The sequence below is a fragment of the Pedobacter terrae genome, assembly GCF_900100705.1.
Lineage (GTDB): Bacteria > Bacteroidota > Bacteroidia > Sphingobacteriales > Sphingobacteriaceae > Pedobacter > Pedobacter terrae.
In genome coordinates this window covers 1-13350 of the sequence record NZ_FNCH01000013.1, presented here as the reverse complement: position 1 = coordinate 13350, position 13350 = coordinate 1, and the positions used below count along the sequence as shown (strand labels likewise).

The following is a 13350-nucleotide window of genomic DNA, read 5'->3' as shown; positions in this document are numbered from 1 at the left end:
CCAACCGACAAAGCACGAACCAGGATCATTAACTAATAAAAAGAAAAAGCCCCGATTTCCATCGAGGCTTTCCAATCTGATTAAACTAAATTATGGATTAATATTATCCTTTTTAGGTTTCGGTTTTGTTTCTACAATCTCCGCTACGGCTACGACTTCTTTACGTGCATGAGGGTCCATTAATTCCATCAGCTTCAAGCCTAATAAGCCATCCATAGCTGATCCTCCATGATTACCGCCGTTGCCACCAATTAATACATCAGGAATCAGTTTCACATTACCTTTCGATAACTCTTCTGTAATTTTATAACGGGTAAAGTTTTCACCACCTAAAGCTTTAACGGCAAGTTCGTAAGCTTCGGCGGTTGATTTACCTACCGCTAAAATTTTACCTGCTTCGGCACTACCGGTTAACGAAATCTGTTCGGCCTCTGCCGATGCCCTTAATTTAATCGCTTCCGAATCGGCTTGTGCCCTTGCTTTGGTGGCTTCAGCTTCAGCATGTGCCCTCATTTTTGTGGCCTCAGCCTCTGCTCCTACTGCGAGTTTTACTCCGGCCGCATCACCTTCCGATTTTTTCACGGTTGCACTTGCGGTACGTTCGGCAATCTCTACACTTTGTTGCGCTTTCACAATATCTTTTTGCATATCGGCAATCGCGGTTTCTTTTTCCATCCCCTGACGGGTTTCCTGTGCCTGTTTTTGGGTTTCGTAAGTCACCTTTTGCTCTTCCGCAATTTTACGGTCCGTTAGGGTTTTCATTAACGATTCTGGTGGAACAATGTCACCGATCAGGGTATCAACCGCATTTACGTTATATTCATCAAGCACTTTACGGATGTGTTCTTTAGCCGATTCCTGGCGTTCTTTTCGGGTGCTTAAGAAGGCAATCACATCACTGCCCTGTGCGGAGTTACGGAAATAGTTACCAATGGTAGGTTCTAAAACCTGCGAAACCAGATTCACCATATTGCCAAAACGGGCAATTACTTTTGGTGCTTCGGTTGTAGGCACGTGGATAATCTGCGCCACATCCAGGTTGAACGGGAAACCATCTTTAGAACGAACAGTAATGGTGGACAGGTTTTTATCCAGGTTATGCGCTTCGCTACGTGCCGAAGCCCAGTTGAGCACCAAATTGGTTGTAGGTACCAGTTCTACCTTCATAATGTATTTGTTAATTGGGTACTTACCCGGACCAAGTGGCTCCAGCCAAACACCTTTGGATCCTCTGGCCACAATATTACCATGTTTGAAATCAACACCGGTTAAATCATCACCTTCTTTACCAATAAACGAAATCACCACGCCTACGTAACCGATGGCAATTTCGGTCATGGGTATTTCTTCTAACTGGATAGCCCATGGATTTAAATTGTATGAACCAGCCAGAATTACCTGTGGCTGTAAACCCCGGTTACCACCATGTTTTATAAAGGCATCAAAATCCTGGAAATTATTGTGGCCTTCTACCAGTTTACCTGCAATCTGGTTGGCTTCGATCGGTAAACCATCCAGCGTAGTTACAATCCCTACCATGCTCTCCTGAATCCGGATCATATCGGTAACCGAAACCTGAAAAAGCATGGTATTAATCCGGTATGAACCGGAAGTAATATAAGCCGTTTGCCTACCCCGCTGACCACCATTTTCGAGGAACTTCACTGCATCCTGAAAATTATCAGACTCTACTTTTTGCCCCAGGATATTCCCTGTTGGGATTTCTGAACCATCTTTAGCCATAATCAACCCAATTTTTCCTTCAGGAATAATGGTAAACTGTTCCATAGTAACACTATACTGCCAAAACCACATTCCGAAATACAACCCAGGCGCCAAGGTTTTGCCCTGAAAACCTGCTTCGCCCCTAATGGCAATAATACGCCCGTCGGGCAGTTCCCGATCGGAACCCAGGAGGACAAATTTTTTAGTAATTAATCCGATCCTGTCTTCGGGTACAATGACCATCCCGAATAAGAAACGTAAAATATATTTGTATAAAATGATGCACAACAGTGCCACTAAAACCCACCAGTAATTAGAAATGAGCGCTTCCATAATGTTATAATTTTTTCTTTTTTTTTAACCTGATAAACCATTTATCAAGCACGATCTAGATATCAAACGGCGTGCTTTGTTACCATTTTCAGCCCTTATTTTCAAACTATTTTTTATTGATTTTAAAGCCTTAAAAACGACTCAGGATCGATTGAGAGCAAAATATCATCTGCAGATGACATTTTGGAGAATACCCTAGCTGAACGCTTATAAAGGCTAAAAACTAACCTTTTAGGTCTTCAGTAATACCTATAGAAATTTTAATTTTATATATTACAATTAATCAGAAAAATATGTCCTTTTTTGGACCTATACAACTGTCCGAATTAGGATACATCAATAAATCAATTTTAGTGATTTATTTAAATACAAGTGACCTGAGATAAATGTATTTCCTAAAAAGAGCAGAAACCACGTTAACTAAACCAGATTGCACGAATGCCATATTTCATCAATCAATAAAAAAGACAGGTTTTGATCTGGGCAACACAGACAAAGTAACTTAGGCCGTATGACTTTGGAAAATCTTATACGCCTATTTCTTCTCTGTATTCCTGTTGCAGTTCGAACAGGCATTTAGCGCAGAGGCAGCCATCGTACAGTTCGGATATGTATTGCACTTCGTTAATGCTAAGTTGCACTACGCTACACTGACATTTGGTATATGAATTTGCCTTGCACTCTATAGCGGTTCCGCATCTTTCGCAAGGAATGATTTCGTGTTTGCTATGAGTTGAGGTATAAGGCATAAGATGTAAAGGTTTAAGGTAAACCTTATTGTAATACAAAAATATAAACAAAAAATAAGGTTTTGAGCATTTGCCCAAAACCTTACGATATTATTAGATTCGTCATCCTGAACTTGTTTCAGGACCTATGTTGTACAGATGCTGAAATAAATTCAGCATGACGGCCACTCTTAAAACCCCTTTTAAGGGTTGGGAGTTTATCCAGAACAGCTAATACAGCCTTCTTCCATTGAACAAACTGGTCCGTCAACGATTTCTTCTGCCACCTGATCTTGTGGGATTTGAGCAGGAATAACCGCTTCAATTGCTTTTCCACCCTGGTTCTCTACAGTAAATTTAACCGCTTGAGAAGCAGCTTGTGTACGCAGGTAATACATGCCGGTTTTTAAACCTTTCTCCCATGCATAAAAGTGCATTGAAGTTAATTTTGATGTATTTGGTGCATTTACGAACAAGTTTAACGATTGCGACTGGCAGATATAGGCACCACGGTCAGCAGCCATATCGATGATATTACGCATTTTAATCTCCCAAACCGTTTTATACAATTCTTTAATGTAATCTGGAATAGAATCAATAGCCTGGATTGAACCGTTAGCCAATATGATCTGATTTTTCATATCGTTGTTCCATAAACCTAAAGCTACTAAATCTTTCAATAAGTGTTTATTTACTACCACAAACTCTCCACTTAATACACGACGGGTGTAAATATTTGACGTATATGGTTCAAAACACTCATTGTTACCTAAAATCTGCGAAGTAGATGCAGTTGGCATCGGTGCAACCAATAATGAGTTGTACACACCATCTTTAACTACCTTTTTACGTAATGCATCCCAATCCCAACGGCCGCTATCTGGTGTTACATTCCATAAATCGAACTGGAATTTACCTTTCGATAACGGTGAACCTTTAAAAGTTTGGTAAGGACCGTTTTTCACAGCTAAATCATGTGAAGCGGTCATTGAAGCAAAATAAATCGTTTCGAAAATGTCTTTATTTAACCGTTTAGCCTCATCACTTTCGAAAGGTAAACGCATTAAGATAAAGGCATCAGCCAAACCCTGCACACCTAAACCAACCGGACGATGGCGCATGTTAGAGTTTTCTGCTTCCTGTACAGGATAATAGTTGTGGTCGATGATCTTATTTAGGTTTAACGTAGCCTGATAAGTTACATCGTATAATTTTTGGTGATCGAAAGCACCGTTAATAACGAAACGAGGCAATGCCAGTGAAGCTAAGTTACAAACCGCAACTTCATCTTTAGAGGTATATTCGATAATTTCGGTACACAGGTTAGAACTTTTGATGGTACCTAAATTCTGCTGGTTAGATTTGCTGTTCGCTGCATCTTTAAACAACATATAAGGTGTACCGGTTTCAATTTGCGAATCTAAGATAGCAAACCAAAGTTCCTGCGCTTTAATGGTTTTACGGCCACGGTTTTCAGCTTCATATTTGGTATATAAATCTTCGAATTCCTTACCGAAACAATCTGCTAAACCTGGTGCTTCGTGCGGGCAGAATAAGGTCCAGTCGCCATTATCTTTAACACGTTGCATAAACAAATCGTTGATCCAAAGGGCATAGAACAAATCACGTGCACGCATTTCTTCTTTACCGTGGTTTTTACGAAGATCTAAGAATTCGAAAACATCGGCATGCCAAGGCTCTAAATAAATGGCAAAAGCACCTTTACGTTTACCCCCACCCTGATCTACATAACGGGCAGTATCGTTAAATACGCGTAACATTGGGATAATACCGTTACTTGTACCATTGGTTCCACCAATGTAAGATCCGGTGGCGCGGATGTTGTGGATGCTTAAACCAATACCACCAGCACTTTGCGAAATTTTAGCTGTTTGCTTTAAAGTATCGTAAATACCTTCAATGCTATCATCTTGCATGGTTAATAAGAAACATGACGACATTTGAGGTTTTGGTGTAGCAGCATTGAACAAAGTTGGCGTAGCATGTGTAAACCAACGCTCGCTCATTAAGTTATAGGTTTTAATGGCACTTTCGATATCTTCTTTGTGGATACCAACAGAAACGCGCATAAACAAATGTTGAGGGCGCTCTACAATCTGACCATTAACTTTTAACAGGTACGATTTTTCTAAAGTTTTAAAACCGAAATAATCGAAGCCGAAATCGCGGTCATAAATGATCGAACTATCTAAAATATCCTTGTTTTTTTCTATAATCTCATAAACATCATCAGCGATAAGAGGAGCATCTTTCTGCGCTTTCGGATCGAAATATTCGTACAACATTTTCATCGTACCCGAGAATGACTTAGTGGTATTTTTATGTAAGTTGGAAACCGCAATACGCGAGGCCAACAAAGCATAATCAGGGTGTTTGGTGGTTAACGAGGCAGCTGTTTCTGCAGCAAGGTTATCCAGCTCAGACGTGGTTACCCCATCGTATAAACCTTCGATTACCTTTTTGGCAACGTCAATCGGATCCACAAGATCTGAATTTAAACCATAGCAAAGTTTTTGAATACGTGCTGTGATTTTGTCAAATTGCACCGGTTCTTTCCGGCCATCTCTTTTTAGTACGAACATATTTTATGAGATTTTTTAGTTAATATTTAGTAGCGAGTATTAAGTATCAAGACTTAATGATCACTTTATATTTGTTATTTATTAATTGGTATTCAAGTAGCTGCTAAAAAGTATCAAGATTTAAGTATATGGCATCAAGATTAACCTTCCACCCTCAACCTTCTAACCTTCCACCTTAGAAGTCTTCATCTAAAGAAAACGCCTGTTTGTTATTATCGGCAGCGGTTAATACACCACTTTTCTGATAGTCGCCTACACGTTTCTCGAAGAAATTGGTTTTACCCTGCAACGAGATCATTTCCATAAAATCGAAAGGATTGGTTGCATTGTATATTTTTTTGTAACCTAATTCCTGTAACCATCTATCGGCCACAAACTCGATGTATTGGCTCATCAATTTTGCATTCATGCCGATTAAAGCAACCGGCAATGCATCTGTAATAAATTCTTTTTCGATTTCAACCGCATCGCTGATGATGCCATGAACCTGTTCTTCACTTAGTTTATTACTTAACATGCTGTACAACAAGCAGGCAAATTCGCAGTGTGAACCTTCGTCTCTCGAGATTAACTCATTGCTGAAAGTTAATCCAGGCATCAAACCGCGTTTCTTTAACCAGAAAATAGAGCAGAAACTACCGCTGAAGAAAATACCTTCAACCGCAGCAAAAGCCACTAAACGCTCTGCAAAAGTTCCGTTTTCAATCCACCTTAAAGCCCATTCTGCTTTTCTCTTTACCGCTGGTACGGTATCAATAGCATGGAACAAACGGTCTTTCTCTTCCGGATCTTTAATATAAGTATCAATTAACAGGGCGTAGGTTTCAGCGTGGATGTTTTCCATCATAATCTGGAAACCATAAAAACAACGTGCTTCTGGCAATTGAACCTCACTCATGAAGTTTACAGCAAGGTTTTCGTTCACAATGCCATCACTAGCAGAAAAGAAAGCAAGGATGTGCGAAATAAAATGTCTTTCGCCATCATTTAAATTATCCCAGTGTTTCTGGTCGTCAGAAAGATCTATCTCTTCTGCAGTCCAAAAACTAGCTTCGGTCTTTTTATACATTTCCCAGATTGCCGGATATTTAATCGGCAAAAGCACAAATCTATCTTTGTTTTCTTGTAGTAATAATTCCTGTTCCATACGCTGATATTTTAATTCTATTTTAACAAAGCCGACAACGACACGCATCCACCAATTTTATATATGATGATTGTAATGTCTTGATCAAAACGCTGCTGTGAAAGTGCTAACCCTATTGCTGGCAAACAACTGAGTTTTTAGTTGCGAAAATTTAGAATGATAATCTGAGAGATCTACCTGTAATTAACTAAAAACTAAGCTTTTATATTTGTTTCCAAACGCAAGAAGTTAAAGAACTTTGTTGTAACAAATATATACACGGCGGGCCTTTTTAGTGAACCAAAGTTGTTAACACCCAAGCCAATTGCTGGGGAAAAACGATCAGCCCAATATCATTTTCAAGCGAAAAAAAAGCTAATCGTTTCTTTTCAAGGCTTTAGCAAACCAAAATGAGTGTTAATAACTTAAATTTTAGGAGTATTTTGAGCTTTAAATGAAGCTAAAAAGCGTATTATTCAACTGTATAGCTGAGACTTACTCTGCCTACGCCTTTGCGGTAGATACCGATCTGTTTTGCAGCACGCTCAGACAAGTCTATAGCCAATCTTTTAGAGAAAGGGCCACGATCATTCACCTTTACGATTACTGATTTTCCGTTATCCGGATTGGTTACTTTAACCATGGTGCCGAATGGCAGGGTACGATGGGCAGCTGTTAGTTTTTTATAGCGGTATTTAGCGCCGCTCGTGGTTCGGTGACCTTCGAATTTTCTGTGATAATAAGTCGCGAGAACTGTTTTTTTGATACTATCTGGTTCATTTGATGAATCAGACTTTTGTGCTTTACCTTGTAAAAACAGGAAACAAAAACTTAATAACAGCAGATACTTCATAGGCTAAATTTTCTTTATCGAGTCTGCAAATATAAGCATTTAGTTTATAATCAATAATTTGTGGAAAAACAGTCCATTTTTGTGCATTAAAAAAGGCGTAAAGCTTATCGCCTTACGCCTCTACCTAACCCATCTACATCCACCTTATTTTTTATCTGGCACGAAGTTCATGGAGATTGAATTTACACAATGACGAGTGTCTTTATTGGTAAATCCTTCACCCAAAAATACGTGGCCTAAGTGTGCACCACAGTTGGCGCAAACAATTTCTGTACGTGAGCCATCGGCATCGGGAATACGTTTTACCGCACCTTTAATTTCATCGTCAAAAGCAGGCCAGCCACATTGGGCATCGAACTTACTTTCTGAACGATAGAGTGACGCATTACAACGTTTACAGGTGTAAGTCCCTTTATCAGTGGTATGCTCATATTTACCGGTACCAGGATATTCAGTACCTTTATTTACAATTACTCTTTCTTCTTCAGGAGTTAATGGATTCCAGTTCATCTTTTTCTTGGGTATAATTTGTGCTGCTTCCGTTGCTTGTTTTGTTTCTTTCTTATCCTGCTTTTGCGCACAGGCTGAAAGCCCTGTAATTAAAACAACAGCGGAAAGCAAAAATAGTTTATTTAACATCGTTTTCATATCTCAATATACGCTATAGATTTTGCTTTGGTTTGCTGGTTTGAGAGAATTAATTACTGTTTACTTCACCCTGACAAAGTTTGATGCGTATTATCTTTTTGTGCTATCCCTCCCCTAAAGGAAAGGGAAACAAAATGAAGTGGTTTTAACCCGAAACTAAGTTTAACCAAAGGCATTAAGATTAGCTTCGCTGAGCACTTTGTGGTTCCTGCCTGCGCAGGAATGACGAAATGAAAAAACAATAAAGTCCAACTTTGTATTATTTGCGATTTGGTGATCAAAACCAGTTTTACGGTAAAAAAATGAGATCTACTAAAGCCTCGTTCTTCTCTGTGCCATTCTCTGTATACTCGTTGGTTAATCAGGACAAACAAACTTTGCGCACTTTGCGCCTGCTCTTTGCCTTCTTTGCGGTTAAACAAAAAAGCGCTCCGAACTTAATCGAAACGCTTTTCTTTATGTAAATTTTAAAAATCTTATTTTGCTAATTCTTCTGCCATTGCAGCACCGATTTCAGCTGGACTTTCTACTACACGGATACCACACTCGCGCATGATTTTCATTTTTGCAGCTGCAGTATCATCAGCACCGCCAACAATAGCACCGGCGTGACCCATTCTACGTCCCGGAGGCGCAGTTTGACCAGCGATAAAACCAACAACAGGTTTAGTACCGTGTTCTTTGATCCAACGGGCAGCTTCAGCTTCCATTCCACCACCAATTTCACCAATCATAATGATACCGTGTGTTTCAGGATCGTTCATTAATAATTTAACTGCTTCTACGGTCGGTGTTCCGATAATAGGATCGCCACCAATACCAATTGCAGTCGTAATACCTAAACCAGCTTTAACCACCTGGTCTACCGCTTCATAAGTTAAAGTTCCTGATTTAGAAACCACACCTACATGACCTTTTTTGAAGATAAAGCCTGGCATGATACCAATTTTAGCTTCGTCAGCAGTAATTACACCCGGACAGTTAGGGCCGATAAGCGTCACATCACGATCAGCAATATATTCTTTAACCTGAATCATATCCTTTGTAGGGATACCTTCAGTAATACAAACAATAACTTTAATACCACCTTCGGCAGCTTCCATAATGGCATCAGCAGCAAAAGCCGGTGGCACAAAAATGATAGATACATTTGCACCCGTTTGATCAACGGCATCTTTAACAGTATTAAAAACAGGCTTTTCTAAATGTAATTGCCCACCTTTGCCAGGTGTTACACCACCAACTACGTTTGTACCATAGGCCAGCATCTGCTCAGCGTGGTAAGTTCCTTCGTTTCCGGTAAAACCCTGAACGATAACCTTAGAATCTTTATTTACTAAAACGCTCATGTATCAATATTTTTTTGTGCAAAGCTAATATTATTGAACTGTAATTCAAATCTAAAACCATATTATTTAGTCCGTTTTTTCAGGAAAATGTAAGGAAATGGTTTTAAGCCGAAAGGGGAAAGATTAAAGCTAAAAGCCTAAAGCAAATCAACGATTGTCTTAGTGGTATAAAAAAATGCTATCGGCAGTTACACCTGGTTATTAACAACAACGGTAGCACCCGATTTCTTCTATAGGAGTTACGCTGTGTGGCAAGGCTAGAGACGAAGAACCACAAATCGATCATTTACAAAAAATATTGTTTCTTTTAATTAGGAAATGAGCAGTCCCGTCTTTTGGAGGGCTTCAGCCCCGCTCCCGTTCCTGCTCCGATGAAACCTGTAAAAACAAGCAAGCACACCAATAAAAAACAAAAAACAGTGCTTAAATCGGGAGCATCCCACTAAGATCGCCTGCCTGCTGCAGGCAGGGGTTTAGTAACAAAGGCTAGGTGCTTTTTGGCAACATGCCCTAAGCAAGCCCTCGGTAATAAACCTGACAGCAACGGCAGCCTCCGATTTCTTCTATCGGAGCTATAGTGGATGGCAGGGCTGTGAGGGCCAAGAACCACAAAACGTCCGTTTCCTAATCAAAAACACTGGTAAGGAAATCAGGAAATGAGTAGTCCAACGCTTTTGGTAAACTTCAGCTCCGTTCTTCAGATGAATTCCATTGAAAATCCTACCGTATGGACAAATAATTAATATTTTTTTCACCGTTCTATGCCGCGGCGGCATGGTAGTTTTTCGCAATTCTTGTTGTTATGAACACAAAACCACTGCGGTTCAGGTTTGTTGAGTGCTAATTTACCTAAACTGCAACTGTTTTTTGATTTCCCTGGCTCTTGGGATCGACAGCGTCCTTAGTTAAAATCCGTGCTTTATTAAAGTTGGTTAGCAAAATGCCTAACCTATTCTTAAAACAAAATGTCCACGGTAGGTGCAGGAGCCCGAGGAATCACTAAGATCGCCCGCCTGCAACGGGCAGTAGTTTAGTAACAAAGTTCAGACGCTTTTGGCAACATCCGGGTGAAACGCTTAAATTTACCTTTAAAGGCTAAAGCAGAAAGACCAAAGCTTAAAAGCCAATATTGATATAAAACGAGCCAAATGAGCAGCAGAGCACTAACCTTACTATTTTTCATATTTTTTATTTCAATCGCGGCCAAAGCACAAACTGCCGATACCAGTAAATACTTTTTGCAAAACGATGCTGAAGTAGCCAAAGAAGAGCCAGGCACGCACAATGGTGGAGGCAAAACCATCGGTTTTAATTTCTTTGCCCAAGCTAAAAACCTGAAAACAGCCTTTAGGAAAAGGATTTTGAAACCGGGCTCATCAATCGGTTACCACCTGCAAAAAGAGGATGAAATTTATTATGTGATCAGCGGAAAAGGAACTATGCAAATGAATGGGAAAACGTTTGCTGTTAAACCTGGCGATGCGATTTTAACCCGACCAGGCAGTTCGCATGGCATTTCGCCAGATGCAAGCAATGACCTAACCATTTTGATTGTTTATGAAAAGAAATAATGATATTCGGAGGATAAGGGGCATCGACCCCGCTCAGCCCTGACCAAAAGAAAAACACATCACCAAAAATGGAACTGGAAAAGCATTACACCAATAGAACGGGCTGGTTAAGAGCTGCCGTACTGGGTGCAAACGATGGCATTATTTCTACAACGAGTTTGGTTATTGGTATAGCAGCTGCGAGCGATACGAGAAACCCTATCCTACTGGCAGCCCTGGCTGGTTTGGTGGCAGGTTCATTATCAATGGCCGCTGGCGAATACGTTTCGGTAAGCTCTCAGTCCGACATTGAGAAAGCAGATCTGGAACGGGAGAAAATGGAACTCGAAACTATGCCAGAGGTAGAACTTAAAGAGCTTGCGAAAATATATGTGACCCAAGGGTTGGATGAAGATTTAGCCATGCAGGTGGCGATACAGCTTACAGAGAAAGATGCTTTGGCCGCGCACGCCAGAGATGAACTTGGCATTAACGAAATTACCCAGCCAAAACCGCTTCAGGCAGCGCTTGCATCTGGAGCATCTTTTATTACCGGTGGTATTTTACCATTTCTGGTTGCTTTTTTTGCGCCCATTAAATCGATGGTGTTTTATCAATATGGTTTCGCCATTGTATTTTAACTTTATCTGGTACGATTGCAGCAAGGGCCGGAGGTTCAAATGTAATTAAAGCCGTAATTAGAATCTGCTTCTGGGGAACCGTGGCCATGGTGGTGACTGCTTTGGCCGGATATATTTTTGGCGCTAAGACGGGTTAGTTTTCAGTTGGCAGTTTACAATTTTCAGTTGGCAGTTAATTTATAATCTAAACGTTCAAATCGGAATTGCAAAGCCCGACTAACTGAAAGAGAATAAGGTTGATCTAAATTACAATGTTAAAACGGAAAAAACCATAAACAATAATGTCGAATGAATGATATCCACCCGGCATTATCATATGATCTGATTGAATTATGTATCCAAAACTGAAAACTCCAGACTAGGAACTCCCAACTTACGCTTTCCATCCTTTTACCCATTCCTCCTGCGCTTTTTCATCCTGGAAAGTCCAGGCCACAAAGCGGCTTATTTTCTGGCCCTGACTCATGATAACAGTACGTACTTCAAAAGCATTTGTTTTAACCAAAGCGTTATAAATACTTTTAAGGTTTGCGCTTTTTGAAACGAGTGAACTGAACCATAACACCTGGTTTTTAATTTGGGCACTCTGGATAATCATCTGCTCCACAAAGGCACGTTCGCCTCCAGGGCACCAAAGTTCTGCCTTATTCCCACCAAAGTTCAGTACGTGTTTTACTTCTTTTTCATTTCCGCCCAGGTTGCGCCATTTTTGGCGGGTACCCTGTTCAGCTTCTTTTAAGGAAGAATGGAACGGTGGGTTACAAACAACGGCATCAAAACGTTCTGTTCTGCCTACAATTCCCCTAAAAATACCCATTTTAGATGATTGCTGACGGATTTCTATCGCACCCTGCAATGGTTTGTTGGCTTCGATAATGCGCTTCGCCGATTCAACCGAAAGTGGATCAATCTCCGAGCCCACAAAATTCCATCCGTATTCCTGATGGCCGATAATCGGGTAAATGCAGTTAGCGCCTACGCCAATGTCAAGCACATTAATTTTAGGTCCTTTTGGATTTTTACCTTTGTTGCTCGATCCCAACAGATCGGCAACATAGTGGATATAATCTGCCCGGCCCGGAATAGGCGGACAAAGAAAATCCTGAGGAATATCCCATTGCTGGATATTGTAAAAATATTTTAATAAAGCCCTATTCAGCGCTTTTACGGCATTTTGATCGGCAAAATCGATAGAATCGTCGTTATGTTCGTTTTTAAAAACGAAACGTTTCAATTCTTTTGAAGTTGCGGTAAGTTGTTTGAAATTGTAACGCGAACGGTGTTTGTTGCGTGGGTGTAACTCGCTCTTTTCTTTGCGGTTATTTTGTTCTTCTTGAGCCAATGTGCTATGAATTAACTAAACAAGCTGTGTTGCCTGTTTCTGCTGCAAAGATAGTTTAAATAGTTTGGAGTTCTGAGTTTTTAGTTGGGAGTTATCAAGTACAGAAATAAAGCGATTACCACATTGATCCGATAGATGTCGAATTTGTTTCAATAAATAAATAAAAAGGTTGAGGGTGGGAAAGTTAAAGGCTGGAAGGTTTGAAAACAATCGAATTAGCCTGGAGTTGGGAATTTTTAGTTGGGAGTTCGGAGTTTTTAGTTGATATTAACCCTATAGTCGTCACCCTGAATTCATTTCAGGGTCTATTTTGCAGGAAAGATGCTGAAATAAATTCACTGTTGTCCGGAGAAAATATTTTTGCTTATAAAAAAAGGGTAGCGATAAAAGCTACCCTTTGTGCTGTTATATTTGAGTTACCACACCTAAATACAACATGGGCAAAAATACAT

Annotated in this window: 11 protein-coding genes; 3 read left to right on the top strand and 8 right to left on the bottom strand. The window is 40.1% G+C overall.

Features of this window, described 5'->3' with window-relative positions; translation table 11 throughout:
* Positions 1-90 precede the first annotated feature (90 nt).
* From BLR60_RS16205 to sucD, 7 genes are all read right to left on the bottom strand, one after another.
* Positions 91-2058: an SPFH domain-containing protein gene (locus tag BLR60_RS16205; protein WP_090501675.1), complete on the bottom strand. Its 1968-nt coding sequence runs from the start codon at positions 2056-2058 to the stop codon at positions 91-93.
* 527 nt (positions 2059-2585) lie between these two features.
* Positions 2586-2807: a cysteine-rich CWC family protein gene (locus tag BLR60_RS16200; RefSeq protein WP_090501674.1), complete on the bottom strand. Its 222-nt coding sequence runs from the start codon at positions 2805-2807 to the stop codon at positions 2586-2588.
* A gap of 197 nt (positions 2808-3004) precedes the next feature.
* Entirely contained in the window at positions 3005-5389 is a 2385-nt protein-coding gene (locus BLR60_RS16195) for a ribonucleoside-diphosphate reductase subunit alpha (protein ID WP_090501673.1), read from the bottom strand.
* Positions 5390-5564: 175 nt separating this feature from the next.
* Positions 5565-6536, bottom strand: a complete 972-nt coding sequence (locus BLR60_RS16190) for a ribonucleoside-diphosphate reductase small subunit (protein ID WP_090501671.1) — start codon at positions 6534-6536, stop codon at positions 5565-5567.
* A 451-nt stretch (positions 6537-6987) separates the two neighbouring features.
* Positions 6988-7368, bottom strand: coding sequence for a septal ring lytic transglycosylase RlpA family protein (locus BLR60_RS16185; RefSeq protein ID WP_090501669.1), 381 nt, complete (start codon positions 7366-7368; stop codon positions 6988-6990).
* Between the two features lie 144 nt (positions 7369-7512).
* Positions 7513-8016 (bottom strand): methionine-R-sulfoxide reductase, encoded by a 504-nt coding sequence (locus BLR60_RS16180; RefSeq protein ID WP_090501667.1) that lies wholly within the window; start codon positions 8014-8016, stop codon positions 7513-7515.
* A gap of 476 nt (positions 8017-8492) precedes the next feature.
* Entirely contained in the window at positions 8493-9365 is an 873-nt protein-coding gene (sucD, locus tag BLR60_RS16170; RefSeq protein ID WP_090501663.1) for a succinate--CoA ligase subunit alpha, read from the bottom strand.
* A 1148-nt stretch (positions 9366-10513) separates the two neighbouring features.
* Here sucD and BLR60_RS16165 point away from each other — a divergent pair.
* Both BLR60_RS16165 and BLR60_RS16160 read left to right on the top strand, forming a co-directional pair.
* Positions 10514-10936 carry a cupin domain-containing protein gene (locus BLR60_RS16165; RefSeq protein WP_090501661.1) on the top strand — a complete coding sequence of 141 codons (423 nt, stop codon included), beginning with the start codon at positions 10514-10516 and terminating at the stop codon, positions 10934-10936.
* A 68-nt stretch (positions 10937-11004) separates the two neighbouring features.
* On the top strand, positions 11005-11556 hold the full coding sequence (locus tag BLR60_RS16160; RefSeq protein ID WP_244155683.1) for a VIT1/CCC1 transporter family protein: 552 nt from the start codon (positions 11005-11007) through the stop codon (positions 11554-11556).
* A gap of 373 nt (positions 11557-11929) precedes the next feature.
* Here BLR60_RS16160 and rlmF read toward each other — a convergent pair whose 3' ends face one another.
* Entirely contained in the window at positions 11930-12898 is a 969-nt protein-coding gene (gene rlmF, locus BLR60_RS16155) for a 23S rRNA (adenine(1618)-N(6))-methyltransferase RlmF (RefSeq protein WP_090501659.1), read from the bottom strand.
* 200 nt (positions 12899-13098) lie between these two features.
* Between rlmF and BLR60_RS25095 the strand changes: the two genes are divergently transcribed.
* Positions 13099-13350: hypothetical protein (locus BLR60_RS25095; protein WP_208600656.1), on the top strand; the 252-nt coding region annotated here is incomplete at its 3' end.

Bases quoted from the DNA above. Each gene is read 5' to 3' on its own strand.
- sucD (WP_090501663.1), bottom strand. From the start codon at position 9,365: ATGAGCGTTTTAGTAAATAAAGATTCTAAGGTTATCGTTCAGGGTTTT.
- BLR60_RS16180 (WP_090501667.1), bottom strand. From the start codon at position 8,016: ATGAAAACGATGTTAAATAAACTATTTTTGCTTTCCGCTGTTGTTTTA.
- BLR60_RS16165 (WP_090501661.1), top strand. From the start codon at position 10,514: ATGAGCAGCAGAGCACTAACCTTACTATTTTTCATATTTTTTATTTCA.
- BLR60_RS16205 (WP_090501675.1), bottom strand. From the start codon at position 2,058: ATGGAAGCGCTCATTTCTAATTACTGGTGGGTTTTAGTGGCACTGTTG.
- BLR60_RS16200 (WP_090501674.1), bottom strand. From the start codon at position 2,807: ATGCCTTATACCTCAACTCATAGCAAACACGAAATCATTCCTTGCGAA.
- BLR60_RS16160 (WP_244155683.1), top strand. From the start codon at position 11,005: ATGGAACTGGAAAAGCATTACACCAATAGAACGGGCTGGTTAAGAGCT.
- BLR60_RS16185 (WP_090501669.1), bottom strand. From the start codon at position 7,368: ATGAAGTATCTGCTGTTATTAAGTTTTTGTTTCCTGTTTTTACAAGGT.
- BLR60_RS16190 (WP_090501671.1), bottom strand. From the start codon at position 6,536: ATGGAACAGGAATTATTACTACAAGAAAACAAAGATAGATTTGTGCTT.
- BLR60_RS16195 (WP_090501673.1), bottom strand. From the start codon at position 5,389: ATGTTCGTACTAAAAAGAGATGGCCGGAAAGAACCGGTGCAATTTGAC.